This is a genomic window from Coleofasciculus sp. (genome assembly GCF_046565525.1).
Lineage (GTDB): Bacteria > Cyanobacteriota > Cyanobacteriia > Cyanobacteriales > Coleofasciculaceae > Coleofasciculus.
The window spans coordinates 1-22964 of the sequence record NZ_JBKHUP010000063.1 but is presented as its reverse complement, the minus strand read 5'-3'; the positions used below and the strand labels follow the sequence as shown (position 1 = coordinate 22964).

General features: G+C 43.0%; 18 protein-coding genes. 10 read left to right on the top strand and 8 right to left on the bottom strand.

What is annotated here, in order from left to right:
- Positions 1–132: 132 nt before the first annotated feature.
- The 3 genes from ACLGGO_RS21675 to ACLGGO_RS21665 form a co-directional block, all read right to left on the bottom strand.
- Positions 133–1212, bottom strand: a complete 1080-nt coding sequence (locus ACLGGO_RS21675) for a hypothetical protein (protein ID WP_446420870.1) — start codon at positions 1210–1212, stop codon at positions 133–135.
- A gap of 90 nt (positions 1213–1302) precedes the next feature.
- Positions 1303–1812 carry a dihydrofolate reductase gene (locus tag ACLGGO_RS21670; protein WP_446420869.1) on the bottom strand — a complete coding sequence of 170 codons (510 nt, stop codon included), beginning with the start codon at positions 1810–1812 and terminating at the stop codon, positions 1303–1305.
- A 997-nt stretch (positions 1813–2809) separates the two neighbouring features.
- Positions 2810–3379, bottom strand: coding sequence for a glutamate-cysteine ligase family protein (locus ACLGGO_RS21665; RefSeq protein ID WP_446420890.1), 570 nt, complete (start codon positions 3377–3379; stop codon positions 2810–2812).
- Positions 3380–3575: 196 nt separating this feature from the next.
- Between ACLGGO_RS21665 and ACLGGO_RS21660 the strand changes: the two genes are divergently transcribed.
- The 4 genes from ACLGGO_RS21660 to ACLGGO_RS21645 all read left to right on the top strand — a co-directional run bounded on the left by ACLGGO_RS21660 (position 3576) and on the right by ACLGGO_RS21645 (position 5329).
- Positions 3576–3992, top strand: coding sequence for a XisH family protein (locus tag ACLGGO_RS21660; RefSeq protein WP_446420868.1), 417 nt, complete (start codon positions 3576–3578; stop codon positions 3990–3992).
- On the top strand, positions 3980–4315 hold the full coding sequence (locus ACLGGO_RS21655) for a XisI protein (RefSeq protein ID WP_446420867.1): 336 nt from the start codon (positions 3980–3982) through the stop codon (positions 4313–4315). Before ACLGGO_RS21660 ends, ACLGGO_RS21655 begins: the two co-directional genes overlap by 13 nt.
- 344 nt (positions 4316–4659) lie before the next feature.
- On the top strand, positions 4660–4914 hold the full coding sequence (locus tag ACLGGO_RS21650) for a YlcI/YnfO family protein (protein ID WP_446420889.1): 255 nt from the start codon (positions 4660–4662) through the stop codon (positions 4912–4914).
- On the top strand, positions 4907–5329 hold the full coding sequence (locus ACLGGO_RS21645) for a type II toxin-antitoxin system VapC family toxin (protein WP_446420866.1): 423 nt from the start codon (positions 4907–4909) through the stop codon (positions 5327–5329). The genes ACLGGO_RS21650 and ACLGGO_RS21645 overlap by 8 nt, the downstream gene beginning before the upstream one ends.
- Before the next feature lie 165 nt (positions 5330–5494).
- Here ACLGGO_RS21645 and sph read toward each other — a convergent pair whose 3' ends face one another.
- The 3 genes from sph to ACLGGO_RS21630 form a co-directional block, all read right to left on the bottom strand.
- Positions 5495–7060: a sphingomyelin phosphodiesterase gene (gene sph / locus ACLGGO_RS21640; RefSeq protein WP_446420865.1), complete on the bottom strand. Its 1566-nt coding sequence runs from the start codon at positions 7058–7060 to the stop codon at positions 5495–5497.
- 322 nt (positions 7061–7382) lie between these two features.
- A complete protein-coding gene (locus ACLGGO_RS21635; protein WP_446420864.1) occupies positions 7383–8537 on the bottom strand; it encodes a hypothetical protein in 1155 nt (384 codons plus the stop codon).
- Between the two features lie 363 nt (positions 8538–8900).
- Positions 8901–12497 carry an AAA-like domain-containing protein gene (locus tag ACLGGO_RS21630; protein WP_446420863.1) on the bottom strand — a complete coding sequence of 1199 codons (3597 nt, stop codon included), beginning with the start codon at positions 12495–12497 and terminating at the stop codon, positions 8901–8903.
- A 417-nt stretch (positions 12498–12914) separates the two neighbouring features.
- Here ACLGGO_RS21630 and ACLGGO_RS21625 point away from each other — a divergent pair, with 417 nt between their 5' ends.
- From ACLGGO_RS21625 to ACLGGO_RS21615, 3 genes are all read left to right on the top strand, one after another.
- Positions 12915–13472: an EF-hand domain-containing protein gene (locus tag ACLGGO_RS21625; RefSeq protein ID WP_446420862.1), complete on the top strand. Its 558-nt coding sequence runs from the start codon at positions 12915–12917 to the stop codon at positions 13470–13472.
- Between the two features lie 198 nt (positions 13473–13670).
- Positions 13671–13976, top strand: a complete 306-nt coding sequence (locus tag ACLGGO_RS21620) for a histidine phosphatase family protein (RefSeq protein WP_446420861.1) — start codon at positions 13671–13673, stop codon at positions 13974–13976.
- Positions 13977–14420: 444 nt separating this feature from the next.
- Positions 14421–14732, top strand: coding sequence for a hypothetical protein (locus tag ACLGGO_RS21615; RefSeq protein WP_446420860.1), 312 nt, complete (start codon positions 14421–14423; stop codon positions 14730–14732).
- A 49-nt stretch (positions 14733–14781) separates the two neighbouring features.
- Here ACLGGO_RS21615 and ACLGGO_RS21610 read toward each other — a convergent pair whose 3' ends face one another.
- Together ACLGGO_RS21610 and ACLGGO_RS21605 are read right to left on the bottom strand one after the other, a co-directional pair.
- Entirely contained in the window at positions 14782–16140 is a 1359-nt protein-coding gene (locus ACLGGO_RS21610) for an AAA-like domain-containing protein (RefSeq protein ID WP_446420859.1), read from the bottom strand.
- Entirely contained in the window at positions 16137–17087 is a 951-nt protein-coding gene (locus ACLGGO_RS21605) for a pentapeptide repeat-containing protein (protein WP_446420858.1), read from the bottom strand. Before ACLGGO_RS21605 ends, ACLGGO_RS21610 begins: the two co-directional genes overlap by 4 nt.
- 446 nt (positions 17088–17533) lie before the next feature.
- Between ACLGGO_RS21605 and ACLGGO_RS21600 the strand changes: the two genes are divergently transcribed.
- From ACLGGO_RS21600 to ACLGGO_RS21590, 3 genes are read left to right on the top strand one after another with little or no spacing between them, the layout of a single operon-like run.
- Positions 17534–20134, top strand: a complete 2601-nt coding sequence (locus tag ACLGGO_RS21600; RefSeq protein ID WP_446420857.1) for an adenylate/guanylate cyclase domain-containing protein — start codon at positions 17534–17536, stop codon at positions 20132–20134.
- 56 nt (positions 20135–20190) lie between these two features.
- Positions 20191–21681, top strand: coding sequence for a mechanosensitive ion channel family protein (locus ACLGGO_RS21595; protein ID WP_446420856.1), 1491 nt, complete (start codon positions 20191–20193; stop codon positions 21679–21681).
- Positions 21682–21741: 60 nt separating this feature from the next.
- Positions 21742–22806, top strand: a complete 1065-nt coding sequence (locus ACLGGO_RS21590; protein ID WP_446420855.1) for a substrate-binding domain-containing protein — start codon at positions 21742–21744, stop codon at positions 22804–22806.
- Positions 22807–22964: the final 158 nt, after the last annotated feature.

Genomic DNA, 22964 nt, shown 5'->3' with positions numbered 1-22964 from the left:
CTTTGGTCAATTAATGACCCTACTAGAAGGGGTGTGAGTATCAATGGATACAGTTGGCGAATTCCTCAAACAGCTAAACTTTGACATCTAGCTGTCAGAAGAGCATTATAAAATAACTTAATGCTCTCCTGATTATGGCAATTTGGGTATGTCCATTGTATGTTCCCACAGCCAGAAGCTGGCGGGATCAATCATAACATCGCTTTGCGCTCGCCTTGAATCTCTGAAGAAAGCCGAACCCAGTTTCTGATCTAGGATGTGGGTTGCCAGTAATCTAAGTGCTTTTTGTTCGTCGTCAAAAATCGACTCGGCATAGACGATCCGATCTTCCCGTTCCGCCGCTTCGCCCTGAAATTCGTTGAACACGTGTTCAAAATATTGAGTGACAACCTCACCGTGTCGTGCTTGATGAGCGCTACAAATCACCACATAGGGAGATTGCCATTTATCCTTAGATAGCAATGTTTTTATCTTGTCATTTATTAGTTCTAGTTCTGCTACTGCTGCCTCATTCACCCCTCCTATAATTTTTGGACTCACCAAGCGAACATAATTGTTTAGCTTCTCACTATTTATGTATTTTTCGACTAAGACTTGATTGATGTATTCTATTGAATCTGTGAGAAGCGCTTTCTGGTTGCCAACGATATTTTGAGACCAATTTTCTTCATTCAGACTCGTTAATGTTTCTTGTAATAAGTTGGATCGCTCTACCAAAAAATCTTTAAGAGAAGCTGTAAGTTTCTGACCTTCAAAGGATTGTAAAGTTCCATAAAGAGTTAGTGGGTGATGCTCAATAGCCTTGAGTTGATGATAAAGAAGAGGGATAAATTGTTGTTCTTCCCTGTTACCGTTGTGGTATAAGATTAACTTTTTCATTGTAAAGACAAGTACCGTTGGACCTCCTGATTTTCCGAATGTAGAGGTTATTTCAGCAATTAGTCTGTCATAATCTTCGTGAAATTTTTGGTTAACCTCTGCCAATGTCCCGCTTTTAGGCTCAAATAAAAATTGCTTTTCTTTGACTGCTCGGCTACGGTCTTTGGATACTTTTTGGTTAATCTCTGTCGCTATACTGCTTACTGGAGAAAGTTCCTGCGCTATTGCCCAACTTGCGCTCCCCACAAAGATGGCGATAACAGCGAATGATACCAAGCAAAAGGTTGCCAAAAAATTGTAGATTTTAGAACGATAAGATTGGTTGGTTAACATCAAAAATCACTCTCCTCGTCTCATTCAAAAAAATTGGTGACAGTTGGAATGGGGGATTTGGCAGACAAGTCACACTAATTGCCTGGAGCGCTACCGGCCTGTCGCTGGTTCATAAACTACAAAGGAATAATCATAAGGATTGAGGGCATCTTTTGTATGAGTAATGCGGCTCACTTCTTGCCACTGAGATTTATCGATTTCCGGGAAAAAAGTATCTCCTGCAAATTCATTGTGAATTTCTGTAATCATTAATCGATCAACTAAAGCGATTGTTTGCTGATAAATTTCACCACCGCCAAGAATATATGCCTTTTGTACTCCTTTTTTTTCAGACAATTGTAAAGATTCTTCAACCGAATGAGCCACTTGAACATTAGGACTTTTATAAAATTTATTTCTGCTCATAACTATACCTTTTACTCCTTTGTGAAATACCTCTCTTCCCTGAACTGATTCAAAAAAAATTCGACCAGCGATGAGAAATTTATTTTCGATTGTTCGCATAAAAAAATCTAAATCCGCTGGTAAATGCCAGGGCAGAGAATTATCTTTTCCAATTACATTATTGGCTGCTTTGGCAGCAATGATTATTTTTTCCATAGATAATAAACAGGTAGAAAATAATTTAAAAGGTTTATTTACTTTTTGTCCTTACCTGCAACTGGCTGTAGCTAGAATTACTAGCTTTATTTCTCAGTTGTGAAGGGAGCATATCCCACCGCAATTCAGCTAATAAAATAAGGGCAAGCACCATTACAGATCCGGTGAATAGAAACGACCAAGACCTGACGTAGGGCAAAACTCTGATCGCGAGCAGATGGACAAGACCAACAGCTATAATGGCACGGGAATGCAGGGCTAGCCCAGTACACCAATAGCCAAGAGCGCTTAACCCCAACCACAATGGGCAAAGGTTAGCTATCACCCCACTCCAAATCAGAATCACCCCTAAGTCGGTGATGAGAAGTCCAACAAGCATTAGAATGACCCAGCAATAAAGCACCCAACTGACGCGCTCTACTTTCACCCAATCATGCGAAATGACTACCATCGCGTAAAGCCAAACCAAGCTCAAACCTGACCATAAACCAGCTAGAACCGTCCAACTCACGGGAAAAAACTGAGGTATGACAAATATCGGTATTAGTACTAAAGCCCACAGCAGGCAAGCTAAGTCAACACGGGTATAAACCCTTGAACAAAACCTATGTTTTCCTCTTCTACAGCAAAGGTGCAAAACTTTTCCCTGATGGTAAATATCAAGATTAGTTTGCTTGAGACAAAGAGGCGGTACAGAATTATCAAAAAAGCTCATAATAATTTTTATTGATTAATTTATTCACAAAATCTACTCTTTCATTTATGCGATCGCTAAACAATTGGTGTGGGAGTAAACAAGTTAACTATGTATTATTCAGTTTTTTAGCTCAGCGAGAAATAGATAAAGTTGGTATGTTTGTGTAAAGTTATATTGCTGTGAGTTTCAAAAAACACAATTAGTGGATTTTGTCAATATACTTAATTGGTATATTAATTCCCCAACAAGAGCTACAGGTTGGTTCCAAGAGACACGCTTTTGTGAATCTGAGTTAATTCACTACACTTCATGGTCGGCGATCGCTTGTCCTTCATAAAAGGGGCAAGCCCGCGTTAGAGAAATAAGTGCTGAGTCGCAAGCTGTAGCTAAATTGTAGATATTGAGTAGCTCTTCTCGCTCTGCTGATGTGGAGTTGTAAGAGACGGCAACACGAGGATTAATTACCCCAGGCGTGACTTCCAAATGCAGATGCGTACCTGTACATTTTCCGGCGTGCAAAAATTTATCATAGCCGACAGTCCGGGCTTGGATATGGTAATTGGGGCGATCGCGCATTACTCGCATGATATGCAAGGGATAGCTAGACAGAGGATAAAGTCGTAAATTCATCTGTCGCGCGACAGCCAGCGCCATTTTGAGATTTTTGAGGTATTTTCTGGCTAGTTCTGTACCCGTGTAGGCGGGTGGTGTGTTAATCTCCACTATACTCTTGACAAACTCCGGCACAACGTAATGGGGGTTTAAGCCATGCGCTTGCGCCATTAAGTGACAACCCTGCAAAAACTCATCAGCGCGATCGCTCAGATAACCCGCCTCATCTACTAGAAAAAACTCTTGCTCAAGACCGATCCGACGCTTGACTACATCCAGATGGCTAATAAATCCGATGATGAAAAACTCTAGGTTTGGAGAGAAGTTAGAGTGTATCGCATCTAATCGAGAAGGGCGATGATGACCATCAGTTACAAATCGAGCAACCCAACTCGCTCTACTGAGTTTTCCTATAAAATAAAGTTAATCATAATCAGGATGAAGAGCATCCACGATGGCTAAAGATGTTTTCCATCAACAGGTTAAAAAGGCATTAATCAAGGAGGGATGGACTATCACCCATGACCCTCTCACCATTCGCATTAGCGAAGCCGTCAAATTACAAATTGATTTGGCAGCAGAAAGTGCGATCGCCGCAGAACGGGATTCAGAAAAAATTGCGGTAGAAATTAAAAGCTTTGTTGGGGACTCAGATATTAGCGCATTTCATACAGCTTTGGGTCAATATCTTAACTATTGCCAAGCACTTGAAGAACAAGAACCCGACCGAATTGTATACTTAGCCATTCCCTCGGAAACCTATCAGGATTTTTTTCAGCTTGCCTTCATCCAACGCGCTCTTAAACGTTACCAAGTCAATTTGATGATTTACGATCCTAAGCTGGAGGAGATTAAGCAATGGATAAAATAGAACGTTATCGACAATTGGTCAAGCAAATTTTGACTGAACATGCCCAACTAGGAACTAGCAGTGATACGGTGAAGGCAGAGCTAATATTTGACAGCGAACATGACCATTATCAACTTACCTATGTGGGTTGGCAAGGAGATAAGCGGGTATTTGGCCCTGTGATGCACTTTGATATTCAAGATGGCAAAATTTGGATTCAATATAATGGTACGGAAGACGCGGTTGCTGAAAGGTTAGTTGAAATGGGCGTACCCACTTCAGATATTGTCCTGGGTTTTCATTCTTCTTTTAAACGTCAGTTTAGCTGTTATGCGGTTGGTTAAAGGTGTGGAAAGATAGATTTGAGCGATACCTTCGGTAAGCGTTCCTTCGGAACGCTGCGCGATCGCTAACGCACCCCCTTACCCTCAAACCCAATTAAACCGCGATCTGCTGAAAGCTCTACTCGCTTCGCTATCTCTCTCCTGATTTTCCAGCCAAATCGTCAAACACGCCCGCGATCGCTAGTCGATTTTGACATCCTCACCGCCCTACAAGGACGGTGATTCCCTACCAGTCGAACAGCGATAACTGCACGTACTCTCGGTGGGGTCAAGGACAGTAGCTGAATGATTCAGAAAATAGTTACAATATATGATATCGTTTTATGATTACATATATTGTAACTATGGAGCGAGAAGCTGTAACTATCCGCATTCCTGCTGATCTGCTTGAGCAAGCAAGGCAGTTTCGAGAGGGCAGTGAGTCTTTTAACGAGATGATTGTCGAAGCGATCGCCCGCGAGGTGCGACGACGGCGAAGTCTGGCAGCACATCAGCGCATTGTGGCTCGTAGTGCCGAAGTAGAAGCCAAAACAGGGATTCAATCAAGTTGTGTGGACTTGATTCGTCAGCTTCGAGCTGGTGAGGGACGGCGTGACTAAGTGTATTGACACTAGTGTTTGGATTCCTTATCTTGTACCTGAAACACTGCAACCCCAAGCGAGGAATTTGATCGTTCCCTTGCTGACATCAAATGAGCGTTTGGTTGCTCCAGCATTTGCATGGGCTGAAGTTGGCTCAGTGTTGCGAAAAAAAGTAAGGTTGGGGGCAATTACCGCTTCCCAGGCGGCAGGTTTTTATGATGACTTCTGCCAGATGCCTGTTGACTACCTGGATAACAATGCTATCCGTGCAAAAACATGGGCACTCGCCCAACAGTTCTCCTTGGCAACTCTCTATGATGCTGCTTTTCTTGCAGTTGCGGAGCTAGAATCTGCCGATTTCTGGACAGCAGATGAATCTTTGCTCAATACGCTTACACCTTGTCCAGGATATGTGCAAAAACTGGAAGCGTGAATTATGTCCTACTCTTTAAACTGATAGAGAAGCAATTACCGCTGTTTGAAGGGTGATCGCACTGGCGAGAGAAGCGATCGCATTCCTATCCCTGAAATTCAATCAAAACAACTGTAGGTAGAGTAGAGCTATCCCTCTACCCTACCTACGAGCGATCGCAGTACTTCAGCTAGGATAGTGCAATTTAGACAACCAGTTTTGATATTGAGGATGGGGTTTGGAGAGGCTCACCACAAACTTGTGATCATTGCCAACACTCCCAGGCCAGAGGAAGAGGTGATCCTGCCAAGAACCATCAGGCCAGCGCTTGACATATTTATCTTTGAATCCAGCTAATGTGTCTGTATCTTTAAATGCCACATTATCGCCGTCTTGCAGGCAACCGCCAGTGCCATTGATAATTTCTAAACGCAAGCGGTTGGAGGGATCGTCGTTCTTAGGGTAGTATCCGTACGTGCCTGTACCAACGCCGTACCAGTTCCAGTAATAGCCCGGATAGTATATAGACTCTACCTTGACGTAGTCTCCCGAGCTAATGCAGGAGGTGCTGGGGTAATACCAATTAGATAAGTTGAAGTGGGTTTTGCCATCACTTGAATTGTCAGCCTGGATTGTCAGCCAGTCATTTTTCTTTGAGGCATCAACTTGAACGTAGCGATTGTTGCCAACGTTTTTCAAGGTGATGTCGCCATAGGGTTTATTAATTGCCTTGAAGCTGTGGGTTGGCGTTTGGTCATCAGCATAGGCAAAGGCGGCAACTGGATAGTGATCGGAATAGTCCTTGTACTCGTAGGTTTCAAGTCCAGACTCAACCCTCCATCTTGGGGAAGGCACATCCAAGGCTTGATTGTGCCAGAAGTTTGGTTGAGCGTGTTTTTTGGCAACTAGGATGTAATCTAAGTATTCCGGCGATAAATTTTGGTAGTAGTTGTAGTTGGCAATACCATTAGTTACTGTGTCCCATGTTGCCGTCCAACCAGCATAGGAATTTGGGGCATTAGCCTCCAAATCAGTTAACATAGTAGAGTATTCGCTGCTGTTGTTGCGATTTACATTTAAGTCGCCACCAATGAAGATGATTTCATTTGAGGGGATATTCTTCTCCTCAATAAACTTCTTGATTGTCTGGAATTGTGAGCTACGAATTTCGGCAGCTTTACCGCTCCCACACATACTGTCTTCAGATTGAGTATGAGTGTTGATGACGTGGTAGAAGCGTCCCTCTTTGTTTAACTTGACGTACACAAACCCTTTATTGGATCTTGCCTCAAAACCACAGCCTCTATCAAAGACATACTGCACTTTTTCCTCAATCGGCCAGCGGCTAACAACGGCAACACCGCCATCTTCAAACTTGCCATCAAACACTTCTCCATAATTGAATGTCCCATCCCAACCATCTTGACTGCGGCCAAGGACTGGAGTTTGATGGGGGTATTCGCCTTTTAGCCCTGAAAGTAGCTTATCTGATGCAGGGTTGTCAAAAGCTTCTTGTAAAAGTACCACATCATAGCCTTTGATATAGTCGGCTTTGGCGATTAGATCAGCACGATGATCTTGCCCCCAATTGGTCAAAGGCAACATATAGACGTTATGCGCCAATAGCTTAAAATCATCGGGATAGTTATTAGTCTGAGCCAAAGCTCTGTTTCCTGAGAAAGGGGGTAGAAACAGAAAAATAAAAGTCAACAATGTGGCAGCTAAAACTACCCTTTTAAACAAGTTGTTCATGGTTTAATTCCAACATTTACTGTTTTTGTGTTTATCTACATTTCAAAGATGATTTCAGAGAGCCATCTGTGAATTTTTGGAGTGAGAGGGGCTTTTACAAAAAAGGTGCAAAAGTTTAAAAAAGCCTCAAAGAGTGAAGAATAGCTAACTAAGGGGCGAACACCGATTATTATCAAAAAGCGATCGCCCCTTAGTCAGCAGCAAAGATAATAGTGTGGCTGGTGCGTTACCAAAGGTTAACGCATCCTACAGATAGAGTCTTTGCGTAAGTCCTGAGGTTGTTTTTCACCAGATGTCTAATCTGGCTTGACTTATCCTTTCCTTAAATAGGTTCACCTAATTTTGGCGGAGTAGGACCTGTTGCTGTGTGCTGAGTGAAATTGAGATCGTAATACGTTGTTCCTGACCAGGTGCCGCAGGATTGTACGGTATTGCCAGTAGGTGTACGGTAGTACATGACGTAGGGTACACTTAGTTGTGCTTGAGTTGCTACAGCCTCTACTACTTCTGTTTTGCCTGGAGCAACCGTTACCTCATAATCTGCCCCGAAGGAGTTGGTAAAACTCTCTTCCTCGCCATAGGTATTACTACGATTTGTTGATACTTGAATGGAACCGCTAACACTAGCAACTTCAGGAATACCAGCGGTAAAAGTTCTTCCTATAGTCAATTCCACACCCTCAGTTCTAGAGAAGTTTGAGGTTTTGATCTGGTCTATAGTTAGTTTTACCGTTAATTTGCTTGGAGTGCTTCCACTAGGATTTGTATTTGTAGCAGTTCCCCGACCAACCACGACTGGAGTAGGATCGCTAATTTTTCTCTTCTTTGTATCGTATTCAATGCGTTGGAAATCCAATCTCCTCAAATCGTAGTCAATAAACTGCCATTGATGAGCGTCATAAGTTGTAGTGAGATATCCCTTGCCATCCGGTTTGAGGTACTGGTTATTATAATAACCATTAGAAATGAGCACAGGTTCGCCATATTGTATGGGTCCTGTATTTTCGGAATTACTAGGCCGGGCAACTTTCCAATCACTCTTATCGCCGTAGTCATTCCAATAATAGAGTGCATTATTATTGCCAAATGCTCCCAGCAAGTCATAGGATAGCCAAGATTCTTTCCAAACGTCTTTATCTAGAGTTTGGAGATGAATTGTACCCCCATTTTGTAGATTTCCAGTAATGTTTTTAACTACGAGCCTGCCAGCTTGTGAGGCATCATTTGTTGATTTTGGATAGTAGTAACGGTCGCTATTAGAGTCTGCTTTACCAACATATTTAGGGTCATCACCCAACTCCTTCAACTGAAGGTAATGCCCACCTGTCACGATATTCGAGTAACCACAGCTATCAGCTAATACAGGGCTAACGGGTAGTCCGACAAATTGCAGGAAGAGTACAGAGATAAAGGCAAAAAGTACTCTGGCTATACGATTAACCGAGAACTTTTTCTCAAGGGATTTTGTTGAATTCATGATTTTTGTTTTCTTGCCTAATTTAACCGAGCAATTTGGCTAGTAATTGCGCCAAATGTATAACTCAAAACACCAAGCGATCGCTTTTTCACCCTGAAATTCAATTCATACGCGATCGCCTAAAAGCGAAGACTTTCCTCCCTTGCCCTTGCTTTCAATTTTTTCTTTCAAGTTCCACTAAATTAATTATTCAGTTTTTTAGCTCAACTAGAAATAGATAAAGTTGGTATATTTGTGTAAAGTTATATTGCGGCGATCTTCTTAACCCACAATTAGTGACTTTTGTCAATATACTAAGTTGGTCAATTAATTGGCTAATTAGAGCTACAGGTTGGTTCTTAGAGGCGCGATGACGAATGACTATTAGGGAGAGCGATCGCACAAATGTCTATCCTCCTCCTTCACCTCTACATTAGTTCGCAGATAATCTCGCACCCAATCGCAACCCACTGCTACTACCTTATCCAACTCTACAGACAGCTCTAAATTCCACAAAATTACCGTTTTGTCCTCAGCAGCCGAAGCCAGAGTTTTGCCGTCAGGAGCAAACGCTAAACCCTTCACCCCACCACTATGTCCAATTAAATTTGTTATAAATGTGCCATCACTCTTCCAGAGTTTAATCATCCCATCATTACTCCCTGTAGCAAAAGTCTTGCTATCAGGGCTAAACGCTACACTCCAAATTCCAGAATTATGCCCCTGAAGAGTATGCAGTAACTTGCCGTCATGACTCCAAAGTTTAACCGTCCTGTCTTCACTCACCGAAGCAATCAATTCACCATTAGGGCTGAAAGCTACGCCAATGACTGTATTAGTATGACCTTGAAGAGTCTTGAATAAGCTACCCTGCCCATTTTTGGCGGTTGTGGGGTGTGGGGTTGCAGGTTTCGGTAAAGCCAAACGCCAAAGCTTTACCGTCTTGTCGCCACTGGTCGATGCAAGTGTCGAACCAACTCCTTTGGAGAACGCTGACGCTCGTAGACTCGCTAACGCTTCGCTATCGCGAACGGGACTAAAAGCAACCCCCCAAGTCCCCGCCGTGTGTCCTCTAAAAGTAGCGATTTCGGTGCCATCTAACCGCCAAAGTTTGACTGTGCGATCGCTACTCGAAGATGCAAGCATACTACCGTCAGGGCTAAAAGCGACGCTCCTAATACTACCCTGATGCCCTTTGAGACTATGAAGCAACGTACCGTCAGGACTCCAAAGCTTGACCGATTGGTCTGCACCAACAGTAGCAATTGTTTGACTATCTGGACTGATCGCAACTGAGCCAAACCGAGGACTTGGCTGTTTTAAGCGCCGATAGCTAATCCCATCCTTACGCCAGAAGATTGTTTCATTCGGACTCGATGAAGCGATTAACTGTCCGTCGGAACTAAAAGCGATTCCCCAAATTCCCGCCGTATGTCCCCGCAGAATTGTTAGTAAAGAACTGCGTAATTTCCACAGTTTTACAGTGCCATCCCCAGATGCAGAGAATAGGGTGTCGCCGCTGGGACTAAATGCCAGATCTTGAACGGTACTGTCATGGCTTTTAATGGCATTCAACAAAGTACCGTCCTTGCTCCAAAACTTGAGCATCTTGTCGTCAGAGCCAGAGACGATGATCTGCCCATTCGGGCTGAACGCTAGGGCGTTAATTGCCGCATCGTGTGCAGTGAAAGTCCCTAAAAAACTGCCCTCACGCTGCCACAGTTGCAGCTTGCCATCTCCATTGCCAGTTGCCAGGGTTTTGCTGTCAGGACTAAAGGCAATTGAGAAAACAGGAGATGGAATATCTGAAAGTGTTTTCAGCAATGTGCCATTACTCTTCCAGAGTTTGACAGTGCCATTGTCAGCAGCCGAAGCCATCAGCTTGCCATCGGGGCTAAAAACTACTGGTGTCAGGATTACACCATGCTTCAAGGTCTTGAGCAATCTGCCATCGTCGCGCCAGAGTTTTATCGTACCGTCCCCACTGGAGGCAACAATCACTTTTCCGTCAGGACTAAACTTGACTTTACCCGTTGCAGCTTTAAACCCTGTCAACGTTTTCAATAGAGTGCCGTCACGCCGCCAGAGTTTGACGGTTGTATCTCCGTTTGATGAAGCAATTAGCTGACCGTTGGGACTGATGGCTACTCCTATAACTGGGCTTTGATGTTTGAGAGTGCCGAGCAACCTGCCATCGTGCTGCCAAATTTGGACACCATCTCCGATTGTTGCCACAGCAATTATCTTGCCATCAGAACTGACATCTAAGGCATTATTTACAGAAGCATAACCCGAAAAGCGGTTAAATTCAGCAGCTCCATAAATTGACCGTCGCAGAGCTAATTCCACCATTGTTTCTGTTTGCGGGTCGCTTGGTGCCAAGTGTTTGAGTTCTCTTCTAGCCTTGAGCGCTTCAATTAACGCATCTAACCTTTGATCTAAGGCAAAGAGGGCTTCCGAATATCTAGCCATCTTTTGAATTTTTTCGATTGTCTCATTGCGTTGACTAAAGAGGGCTTTTTTGTACTGAAAAAAAGCAAAGATTCCGGCTGCGATCGCGCTTACCAAAGCAAACGAAAGTGCCGCAATCCAATATTTTTGGCGTTTGGCATTTTTTCTCTTGAGTGCTAACCTAGCTTCTACTTCTTTAAGACGTTCTGCTTCTAAAAATAATTGCAATTCTTGCCTGTCTACGTCTTGGCTAGCCGCCAAAAACTTATAGTCGAAATCGCTTAAACTTTTGCCCTGCGACCAGGTTTGAGCATCTGTTAAAGCTTGTCCGCGCAAGAGGCGGGATTTATCCTGTTTCCCAGAAGCCACCCAAGCCTCAAACGTCTGCGAGTAAGGACGCAATGCTGCTAATTTTCTTTCAACCCATTGCAGATTAAAGACTTGTTCATAGATGCGATTTTTGACCTTTAATACTCCCTCGTGCCTAACCACTAAGCCACTGAGTAACAATTCAATCTGTTCTTGACTATCATCACAATTTATTTCAATCCCTTGCCAAACTTGTTGATAAATGCCTAAAATTCTACCAGCCCGCTGACCGTTACGGTCGATGCGATCGCGTATCGTTCTCAGATGTTCTGGTTCATCCTGGGATTCCCAACGTTCAATGATGCGGGTTTTGACCAAGTTCTCAATCCAGAATGATTCCGTACCCGGTGGAATACTCATCTTGCCACCGTCTTCAATTGTCCGCTGGCTCAATTGCATGACTAAATGACACAACTTCTGAGTCAGAAACGGTTGTCCAGCCGTCCAATCTAAAATCGCCCTCACGACTGAAGCAGGCGCATCCACCGTCTTTTCCAACCCTTGAATTAAGGGTGTCACTTCCTCCCACTCAAACCCAGTGAGTTCTATTGCTTGTCCAATGTTGAATGGTGTCTTTGTTCTATCTCGAATCAGATCCGAGGGAGTGGCTACCCCAAAAATCGCAAAGGTAATGCGTCGATAATCTGGATTGATTGCCCGTTGGTTATAGCAGAAGCGAATAAAGGCAAAAAAGTCATCAATTGAAAAGTTAAGTCCCAGCAGAGAGTCAATTTCATCGACAAAGATAAACAACTGTTGTTGGGGAAACTGCACGAATAGCAATTCCTCAATAAACCACCGCAGCCGTTGCAGTAAACCCAAATCGTTGCGTTCAAGCCACCAATTTTTCAGGTTCAAGGTTTCCAGTAGCCCCAACTGTCGCCACAAGTCACCGACGAATCCCTTGTACCATTGCACTGGAGTAATTTGTTCGCTCCCCACCACACTCAAATCCACGGCAGCGCAGCGAAAGCCGTCTTGTTCAAGGCGATGCTTGGTTTGCACCAAAAGTGAGGATTTGCCCATTTGCCGGGAGTTGAGGACATAGCAGAACTCTCCTCGCTTCAAGGCTTGATACAGTTGCTCGTCGGCGAAGCGCTGTACGTAACTCGGTGCATCAATGGTTAAACTGCCACCGAGTTGATAGCTATCTTGGGGCATAAAATGTTGATTATTAAAGTCAGTTATTTTAAAAATAAAGTAGCTGGGATTCTTCAAAAAAAAAGCTTCACTACATAATCTATAATACCATACTCTTGTGGGTTTCCTTACTTTGTCTAGGTTTTTTAAGTTTTAAGAAGTAAAAGTACATTTGTAAACTAATCTATAAAACTTTAGCTTTGACGTTTTAGGTTAATAAAAAATATGTCTTATATAGCTTTTAATTTTCGTAAAATAAAAGAAAAAATAACAATAATTTTAAGTCAATTATTTGAGCAATTTTTACAGGAAAATCCCGTGTCAGTCTTAAAGATCGAAGTAGGAAAAGTAGGAAAAGTAGGTGGATTCTAAAAAAGCTGGCTTTAGTTCTAAAATTAAGGTTTAATATATTATGTACGAATCGCAGGAGAATCGTAAATGTTAAGTCAACTATTGCAGAAAAAACACAGTAAAAACTTTCAGGTATACGATGTAGATGGAAGTGGATTTGTAGAACTAGTTGATCTAGAACGTTGTGCCAGCAATCTGGCTAAATTGCGAAATTGGGAATCCGATTCATCAGAATTTCTAGAATTAAAAGCAAAATATTCAGCAATCTGGACTAATTTTTGGCAGCCTGCTGATATTAGTGGTAATGGTCAAGTGAGTTTAGAAGAATACTTGAAGGTAGCAGATAGTTCGATTAGTAATTTTTCTAATTCAACGGAACTTCAAGATGCTCACAAAAACAAAGCTGATCTAATATTCGGCGTTTTGGATGCTAGTAATAATGGTCAAATTAGTCTTGTGGAATATAAACAATTTTGTGTGGCGATTGGTCTGACTAAAAAAGATGCTGAAACAGCTTTTGACCATTTAGATCGCAACGGGAATGGACATATTTCACGCGATGAATATTTCCAAGCTTCCAAAGACTTTCATATTAGTGATGATTTGAATGCTTCTGGGAATTGGCTTTATGGTTCTTATGAGTAGACCTCTCCAAAAACTACAAAAGTCTTTATAATTCATCAAAAATTCTTGAGGGCAATGAATATTACCCTCTAACCCTCTTCCACTTTTTTTGAGGTTCGCAGATAATCTCATAACCAGTTACAGCCATATTCCAGCAAATTAAAATTGAGTATGGGCGGTAAATTTCAAACAACGAAAGTGTACGAAGGATTCGAGGAAATGTTGCATTCACACAACGAAGCACCTCCGGCTGGCGAGAAGATTGCACAAGTTTACGATCGCGCTGCACGTTTCTATGAGGAGAAGGTTGTACCGCACTTGAAACGGGGTGAAACGGTTCTGGTGGTATGCCACCAATATGTATTGGAGCCTTTAGCACTTTATTTAAGTGATTTACCACCGACGGCTTATAAACACCTGAAAATCCCTAATGGTAAAGCTCTCAGTAAAGAGGAGCTAGTCAAGTTTCGCGATAAGGAATCCGGTGGTGCCGCTGCCCTGCGTAAAGAGATTAACGATCTTTAACGGATACGGCGCGATCGCTAGCTTGTCTGCAACAACTGGCAATTGCCACCCTAGTATTTGTCTCCATGCGCGTCTTGGCTGTATTAACTTCAGTATTTACAAAGGGCAAGTTAAGCAAGGCAGAAGCTCAGGATGCTTATATCCTGCTTGTCAATCCAAACTTTTTCCTTTGGGCTGCTCTTTTCATTGGAGCTAATGCGATCGCTCCCGAGGTGAAGTATGCAATTTTTTGGGCGTCGCTAGGGTTCTTCTGCATCCCCCTCATCGAGCAGATACTGTTTATGACTGCATTTAGCAATGACATCTTGAGAGAAACACTGGGACATTACACTATCCACAAAAGAACTAATTAGCAAAGTTCAACAACTCAAGTCTCGATTTACCGATCCGGTTTCCCCGTTGTTTATTGATTTTTACTGCCAATGCAAACAGGGCATTGACTACTTGCTCACACCCCTCCAGGATTCGGTTCGTTTATTAGATATCCTGAACTACTTTGTTGATTGTGTACATGAGGAAAAGCCTACACCCCTAATCGAATTGATGTGGAAGGATATTGTCGGTCCGACGCTGAGCGAATACATGGAAGATGAAGCAATAGAAATAAGACTCAGAGAAGCCTTTGAAGGGAGTGAATTAAAGAATCAAATTCAGGGTTGGGACATCAAGAGAATGAACGATGGCAGTGTGAAGTTGATCTTGAGGGACTTACTCGGAGAAATCAATCGGATAGAACGAGAGTATAAAAATCAATAACTATTGTTAAACTGAGCGAATAGCAAGTTTGGATAATGCTACTCAAAAATTAATAAAAATAATCGCAAAAGTACTCTCGATATAGCTCACAGCTAACAGTTACTTGACGATTGACAAGATGCACCAATCCTAAGCTTTTTAACTTAAACGCTACCTCCATCTCTAACTGGCTTGGAGCTGTTAAAATCTGCCCAAAGGCGTCAGCTAATTTAGGATTATGTTGCAGATTCCACAACTGAGACTGAAGATGTTGTTGATAGATTTCAGTATTTCTCGTAGCATCTTGCAGTAACGTTTGCACAGGAATGTTCAAGCGGACACTTTGATACAATGATAGCCGGATTAAATACGGAAAGCCGCCTGTGAGCTTCATTAACCGCTCAAGTTCAGGAAGAGAGAGTTGCAGTTGGTGACGTTCGGCTAAATCCTGCACCTGTTCTGGGCTAAAGCTTGGCAGTTCGATCGCCAATCCCACATTAAACGGAGAGCGATGGGTAGGTAAAGGAATGTAAACTTCAACGGCATGAGCGATTATAACTCGTAACTTCTGCCAAACTGAAATGTCCTTTGTTTCCTCATACCAGGAACGCAACAGGACGAAAAAATCACTAGCAACTTCTGGATACTCAAATAATTGGTCGATGCCATCTAGTGCTAAAATGATAGGGTGAGAAAGTTCCTTGAGGAGATAGCCCTGAAAATAAATCGTGCTGTTAATCAAAGCTCCCATATCCTCGTCCCAGTAGTCATTTATTCGAGATGACAAACCCAACTGCTGAGTGACATTGGTACAGAACCAGCGTAAGAAGCGATCGCTCTTTTCAAACACCTGTGTTCCGGCGTGATAAAAGCTGAGTCGCACGGTGTGGTAATTCTGACTGCTCCCATAATCCAGAATTCTTGCGATTAGGGAAGTCTTCCCCATCTTCCGAGGTGCTTGAATGCGAATGAATGCACGGGGTTGGAGAATTTCTTGATAACAGGTTTGTTCGATAGTTGATCGCTCTATGTACAGAGAGGAAGCGAGAGGAACCTGTCCTTCTGGAGATTCTAGAATGTAGTGTTCCTTAGGAATGCCCGCCGCCGGCATTGCTTCTGTTATCTCAGCCGTTTGAGGATTATCTAAAACAGCGAACTTTTCTAAGCGCTGTTCTAGCAGCGCTAGGAAATTCGTCTTATTAACTTTTTCACCAAGAACCTGTGAAAGCAAGAGCCATAGTTTAGGCGCAATGGTGAATTTAATATAGCTTTCAGAGTACTTATTTTCTTCAGCCAGTTTAGCATAAGTTTTTTTGTTTTCCAGTAGAGAGTCTCGCAGGATTACCTTTTGAATATAGCTCAGAGAAAACCCTGTTTCTGTAGCCACTAACTGGAGCGCAAATTCAACAAGCTCTTCAATGTTTTTCATTCCCCTACACCCCTTGACAGGCAGGGGACATTCAACGCTCCATTAACTCTGAGCCACTGCTTCTGTTGCAAAGTTAACCCTTGAGCATCTGCAAAGCAGGCTCCTTTGACGCGAGAACCCGAAAAATCAGAACCCATTAGCTGAGTATCTTTCAAGTTGGCGTGTCTTAAGTCAGTTTCAACCAGATTGGTATCCTGTAAGACGGCTCCTTCTAGATCCGCTTGAAATAGAGAGGCTCGTTTTAGAGTCGCACGGCTGAAGTCAGCGCCGACTATGTTGGCTAACTCTAAGGCAACTCGGCACAGGACTGCTTCTGTCAAATCGGCATATCTCAAATCAGCCTTAACCAAATCAGCCTCCGTCAAATCAGCTCTCCTTAGAATTGTCTCATTAAGCTGGCTCTCTTCCAGATCAACTCGCTGCAATGAGGCTTGACTTAAGATGGCACCTTCCAAATTGGTCTGACGCAGATTGGCTTCATCGAGGTTGGCTTCCGTAAAGTCCGCCTCTTTCAAGCTGGCTTTGAATAAATTGGCTCGACGAAGATTTGTTTGAACCAAACAAGCACTTTCTAAAGACGCTTCAGTAAAATTAGCACCCGTTAAACAGGCAGACGTTAGATTGGCATGATTGAGGAGAGCATTACTTAGGTTGGCGTTAACTAATGTGGCTTCCTTTAAATTCGCCCAAAAAAGGCTGCTGTGGAGCAAGCAAGCTTGAGTTAAGTTGGTCTGAATTAATTTGCCTCGGTTCAAATCTACCCAAACCATATTTGTGCTGCTTAAGTTTGTATAACTCAAATCAGCTCTATTGAGGTTGCTATGACTAAAATCAGCTCCCTGTAGGTCAACATCCTTCAAGTCAATTCGACTCAGGTCAAGATTTTGAAAATTTCGTTCTTGCTCGGCATAGTGCTTAAGAATGTCACTGGCATTAATAATGTTCATAAACCTTAACGCATTGTTCGGCTTAACGATTGTTTTTGAACAAGCTCGGTTTTGATCCCCTGTACTCATACCTTTGCTATCTCTATTGGTACTCCCTCTTTGTTCGTTGCCAAGAGTGAGACTAGTTTCTTCTTCTGAAGTTCACTTAGCCTGGGTTAATCGGTATTGTAATAACTCAACCAATAATAAGCTTTATTTGTAATTTTTATCTTGACTTATACTAGCTTCCTACTTTTCCTACTTTTCCTACTTTAAACTCAGGAATAACTAATTTGCAAGTTTGTAAATAAATTGTCATACCACTTGACTTAAATAAAATAATCTGAATAAATAGATAAAATAAAGAAATGTAAGGACTAAGGATGAAAAGCTTAAAAAAGTTAAAAAGTCTCCTGCCTTTTTTGTAAGCAACAGGCTAAGTATTCACCATCAGATTAATAAAAAACATGTTAAATCCCGAAAATCGCTTGCGTAAATTCCGTAATGGCTCCCTCATTAATCTCAAACTGGGCAACTGGACTATTCAATCCAAGCTGCAAGCGTTACTCATCGGAGTTAGCCTTGGTTCTGTAGTGGTAGTAAGTGGAATTGGTTGGTATCAAACACAAGCCACCCTGAAAAAGAAAATCACTGAACAACTTACAGGAATACGTACAACCAAAGCTGAACAGTTTGAGTCGTACTTTGAAAATTTGAACAACCAAGTGGGGATGCTGGCAGCCGACGGCAACATCGTAAAAGCGATGGTGGAGTTGAATGGGGGTTTCCGCAACCTAGAGCGTAACGTGATTTCCCCCGAATGGGATACAGCGTTGAATGCTTACTACACCGAGCAATTTTTCCCTCGATTGCAAAAGAATCTATTCCCTCAAACCCTGAACCCCAGTGTCTATATTCCCACCGGACAAGCGGCTCGCTATCTCCAATATCACTACATTGCTTCTAATCCCAATCCAGTTGGTCAAAAACATAAGCTCCTCGATGCTGGTGATGGCAGCAATTACAGCCAAGCTCATGCCAAATATCAAAAATTTTTTGCAAGAATTATTGAAAAATTTGGTTATTACGATGTATTTTTGATTAACCCTAAAACTGGGGATATCGTCTATTCCTATTTTAAAGAGACAGATTTTGCCACCAGTAGACTACAGGGTTTGTACTCTGAGAGTGCACTAGCGGATGTGGTGCAGGTAGTCCAGTCAAATCCGACACAAGGTAGCATTCAGGTTGCTGATTTCCAGCCTTACCGCCCCTCTTATAATGCTCCAGCCGCTTTCATGGCAACGCCCATTTATAGCGGTTCTAATCTGGTTGGCATCCTGGCTGTGCAAATCCCCATTGAAAAGATCGACCAGGCTATTAGCCGGAATAATAATTGGCAAAGCAGTGGTTTGCAGAAAACGGGGGAAGCTTATTTAGTTGGACCCGATTCCCTCATGCGTTCGACATCCCGTTTTTGGGTTGAAGACCCCAAAAAATATCAAAACACGGTGCGTTACACGGGGACTGACCCAAGAACTCTGCAACTGATGGAGGTCTTCAACACCACCATTGACTTACAGAAAATCAACTCAAAAGCTGCAATAGCTGCCTTAGCCGGGAAACAAGGCATGATGGTAGACCGCAACTACCGGGGAAGAGAAGTATTGAGTTCCTACTCTCCTTTGAAGTTGAACGGGTTAAATTGGGCGATTTTGGCAGAGATGGAAGTGGGAGAAGCCTATCGTCCGCTTTACGTTTTACAGGTAATTTTGCTGATTGCGGCGGCGCTTTTCCTACTAGGGACGGCGTTTTTAGCGGCAGTTGCGGCGAAAATTTTTACCTCTCCCCTGCGTCGCTTGACGGAAAACGCTCGGAAACTTGCTGCTGGGGAACTGGATGCGGACGTTGAGGTCAAGTCGCAAGACGAATTTGGGGAATTGGCAACAGAGTTCAAAGAGGTAGCGAACAAATTACGCCAAACTGAGGAAGAACTGGAAACTAAGAAGCAGGAGAGCGATAGTCTCTTGCACAATATCCTACCAGACGCGATCGCAGAACGCAGGAAACAAGGAGAGGTGTCCATTGCTGACAACTTCAAGCAAGCAACCATCCTCAATGCCCATCTGGCTGGGATTTCTGAGCTAAACAAACGCCTTTCACCCCAAGAGATGACAGAATTGCTCACTGAGCTATTTGACGAATTTGACTCAGTAGCAGAACAGTACGGTTTGGAGCGACAAAACTCCCTGAGTACAAGCTATATGGCAGTGTGCGGACTCAGCGAAGCCAGATTTGACCACAGCAAGCGAACGATTGATTTTGCCTTAGTCATGATAGACATAATCCAGCGTCTGAATGTTAACTATAATTCTGCCTTGGCTTTACGCATCAGCATTCATGCAGGTCCTGTAACAGCAGGGATAGTTGGAACACAAAGACTTGGGTACAGCATTTGGGGAGAAACAGCCTATATAGCAAACAGTCTCCAGAGCAAAGCTGATTTGAACTATATTTTACTGACTCGGAGTGTCTACGAACGAATAGCAGATAGCTATACTTTCATCCAAAACCCGGTCGTGAAAATTCAAGGTTTGGGAGAAATAGAAACCTGGACGCTGGTAACCACCAGGAAGTTAGTCATAACTCAGGTGGAGTTAGTGCAGTCATCCTTCGCCAAAGTCAAGCCCATCTCTGATCAGGCTGCCGAACTATTCTACAACCGACTGTTTGAATTAGAACCTTCTTTTCGTCCTCTATTTAAGGGAAATATGAAAGAACAGGAGCGTAAGCTAATGGCTACGCTTGCGCTCGCCGTAGAAGGTTTGCGTCAGCCAGATAAGATTATCCCCGTCGTCCAAAAGCTGGGTCGCCAACATGCGGGTTTTGGGGTCAAGGATGAATACTACGATACTGTCGGCGAGGCGTTGTTGTGGACCTTAGCGCAAGGACTGGGTGAAGAGTTTACTACGCCAGTCCGAAAAGCATGGGAAGAAGCCTACACATTCCTGAGCGAGATTATGAAAGAGGCAGCAGCAGAACTTGAGTTGGAAAAGATAGGTGTTTGAAGGAGGCAGGAGGCAGTCCTGCCTCCCTACTCACTATTGTTCATAAAAAAAAAGTCATGGATAAATCACTTTTGGGATGGATATTGCTTTTGGGGCTGGGATTTCCCTTGTTTGGTATACTGCTTGGTGAAGCCGCCTCAAGGTTGGAACGGCAGCAGCACCCCTTAGCCGTTGGTCTACGTCAGGTGCGCGAGTATCTGTTACCGCCCTTAGCCGTGCTATTGGTAATGCGGCAGCTTTTGAGCGTCACGGGCAAAGATTCCTGGACACGTTTTGTGGAAACCTTAACTTGGGTTGCCGTTATTGTAGCGGGACTTTCTTTAATCAACGCTTTGTTGACTACAAAAAAGCAACCCATTAAATGGCAAATTCATGTACCTAGCTTGTTTTTTCAAGTAGCTAGGGCTGTAGTGATCTTAGCCATTGGCTATCACATTCTCAATGGAGTTTGGAATATCAGTTTGAGTGGTTTGGGCAGCAGTATAGGGATAGCTTCAGCAGTAATTGCCCTAGCTTTACAAGATACCCTCAGTAACCTGGTGTCAGGATTATTACTGTTATTTGCTAAACCGTTCAGAACAGGTGACTGGATTGAGTTAGACGGAAAGCAGGGGCGGGTACTCGAGCAAAACTGGTGGTCGGTCACGATAGCAACTCCTTTCATGAAATTCAACGTTCCCAATGGGGTTTTGTCGAAGGCAAGCATTATTAATTACGGTCAGGGAGCTATCTGGAAAAATATTTCTGCCAGCTTTTCTTATGATGATTCTCCTGATGAAGTGATTCCAGCATTAAATAGCTTGCTGGAGGGTATAGACCTGATTGAAGGCGAAGGTCTTGCTAAGGTTAGTTCCTACGGAGACTCCAGTATCACTTACAACCTTTTGTATCAAGTGCTGCCTGAAAAAGATCCTATTGTTTCTGGGCAACTCAAATACCGACTTTACTATCTGACCAAACGTTATGGTTTTACCGTTCCCTATCCAATTCAAGTGCAGTACGACATCGATACTAAACAAGGAGTGCCTAGCCGAATTCCTCAAGTAGTCGATAACCGCAAAGAGGAATTAGTAACTTATTTGCGCTCACTGCCTTATTTTCTAACGCTTAATGATAATCAGATTGAAAAATTGACGGAACGAGCTAGATTTAAAGCCTACGGCAAGGGAGAGTTAATTATTCAGGAAGGCAAAGAAGATGAGGGGCTTTATATTATGTTCAAGGGTACAGGAGAGGCTTACCTAAAGGATGAAAAAGGTGACCGCAAGGTAGTGGATGAGCTTGAACTTAACGAAGCTTTTGGTGAAATGGCTATCTTTCCAGGAGAGGTCAGTCCAATTACAGCCGTCGCCAATGAAGAGGTTGAAGTTGTAGTGATTCCCGTCAAAGAGATTATCGAAGCAATCGAATCTAACAACAAATTTGCCTCAGAATTCATTGAATATATCGAAGAACGCAAAAAAATGGTTTTAGTTGCTAAAGGAATTAAGGAAGATATGAATCAGTTGATAAAAAATAATGGTCGCCGAGTGCAAGTGGGAAGATAATATATGTCATTAATCAGGATAAGGATAACTAGAACCAAAAATCACAGAAATCACTTGCTTTTGCTCAGCACAGTTTTACTATTAACAGCCTGTTTTGATCAATCAAAAACCTCAAAAATAAATATTGATGGGTCTGCCAGTACGGACAAATCTTCAAAAGAGAACTTGGGTATTCAGACAGTCGAGAGGAAATTAGTTAAACTCCCTTCAACCCAAGATTCCGCTAAACAGGGGATTGTGCTGCCGGAGGTAAAACCCCTGGAACTGGAGGGAACACTTGCGATATCAGGAAGTCAGGTCGTTTTGCCGATTAATCAGGCTATTGCTCAACGTTTTATCGAAGACGGCTACCCCAACAAGATTAATCTCTCTGGTATTGATACGGTCATTGGCTTCAAGCTATTTTGCGAGGAGAAAAAGGTAGATATTGTCAGTGCGGTTCGCCCGATTACTAGTCAGGAGTCAGCCGCCTGTGCCAAGTCAGGTGTTGAGTCGATAGGCTTTCCAATTGCCACTGATGCCGTGACTATTGTCGTTAGTTCTCAGAATAATTTCGTCCCCAATAGTTTGACACGCGACGAACTGGCAAAGGTATTCACCGCTCAAAAGTGGTCAGATGTCAATCCCAAATGGCCAAACGAGCTGATTAAACGCATTGTTCCATCTGGAGCTGGTGCTGGAGGTGCAGTTGATTTGTTTGCCCAAGCTATCCTCAAGGGGAACGCCAGCCCACTGATGAATGCTCCCAATACGGTGTTTTATGACTTTGTGGAGCAGTTGCACTCGGAAGCTTTAATCAATCCTTACATGGTTGGCTTTTTAGAGTATGGCTCCTACCAACAAAACCGAGACAAATTGAAGGCGATCGCAATCGATCAAGTAGACCCTTTCCTGTCAGGGTATCCGATAACTCGTCCTTTATACATTTATGTAGACGCCAAAGCGATTCGGAAACGACCCGAAGTAGAAGGGTTTGTTAACTATTACTTGACTTATGTGAGCGAAGAAGTTCCTAGTCTGGGTTACTTCCCCGTCAAACCCACCGTATCGGATGAGTCAAAAACTAAATTTTTGCAAGTGAAGGGTAATAAAGAGTCGTTGAAGGAAGCAGGTAAGAAAAATTAGTTACTTGTCCTTGGACTTGAAGAACCCCCTGATTGTAGAACTCACCTACACCAAAATAGTTAGAGATATGATTGACATTGCCCCGCATTTCTCACAAAAGGCGTGATTGCGAATAGCAGAAACCTTACCAGACAAGGATTTAAGCCCATTTCTTCACC

Coding starts and splice junctions, on each gene's coding strand:
- ACLGGO_RS21675 (WP_446420870.1), bottom strand. CDS start 1,212: ATGTTAACCAACCAATCTTATCGTTCTAAAATCTACAATTTTTTGGCA.
- ACLGGO_RS21670 (WP_446420869.1), bottom strand. CDS start 1,812: ATGGAAAAAATAATCATTGCTGCCAAAGCAGCCAATAATGTAATTGGA.
- ACLGGO_RS21660 (WP_446420868.1), top strand. CDS start 3,576: ATGGCTAAAGATGTTTTCCATCAACAGGTTAAAAAGGCATTAATCAAG.
- ACLGGO_RS21655 (WP_446420867.1), top strand. CDS start 3,980: ATGGATAAAATAGAACGTTATCGACAATTGGTCAAGCAAATTTTGACT.
- ACLGGO_RS21650 (WP_446420889.1), top strand. CDS start 4,660: ATGGAGCGAGAAGCTGTAACTATCCGCATTCCTGCTGATCTGCTTGAG.
- sph (WP_446420865.1), bottom strand. CDS start 7,060: ATGAACAACTTGTTTAAAAGGGTAGTTTTAGCTGCCACATTGTTGACT.
- ACLGGO_RS21635 (WP_446420864.1), bottom strand. CDS start 8,537: ATGAATTCAACAAAATCCCTTGAGAAAAAGTTCTCGGTTAATCGTATA.
- ACLGGO_RS21630 (WP_446420863.1), bottom strand. CDS start 12,497: ATGCCCCAAGATAGCTATCAACTCGGTGGCAGTTTAACCATTGATGCA.
- ACLGGO_RS21625 (WP_446420862.1), top strand. CDS start 12,915: ATGTTAAGTCAACTATTGCAGAAAAAACACAGTAAAAACTTTCAGGTA.
- ACLGGO_RS21620 (WP_446420861.1), top strand. CDS start 13,671: ATGTTGCATTCACACAACGAAGCACCTCCGGCTGGCGAGAAGATTGCA.
- ACLGGO_RS21610 (WP_446420859.1), bottom strand. CDS start 16,140: ATGAAAAACATTGAAGAGCTTGTTGAATTTGCGCTCCAGTTAGTGGCT.
- ACLGGO_RS21605 (WP_446420858.1), bottom strand. CDS start 17,087: ATGAACATTATTAATGCCAGTGACATTCTTAAGCACTATGCCGAGCAA.
- ACLGGO_RS21600 (WP_446420857.1), top strand. CDS start 17,534: ATGTTAAATCCCGAAAATCGCTTGCGTAAATTCCGTAATGGCTCCCTC.
- ACLGGO_RS21595 (WP_446420856.1), top strand. CDS start 20,191: ATGGATAAATCACTTTTGGGATGGATATTGCTTTTGGGGCTGGGATTT.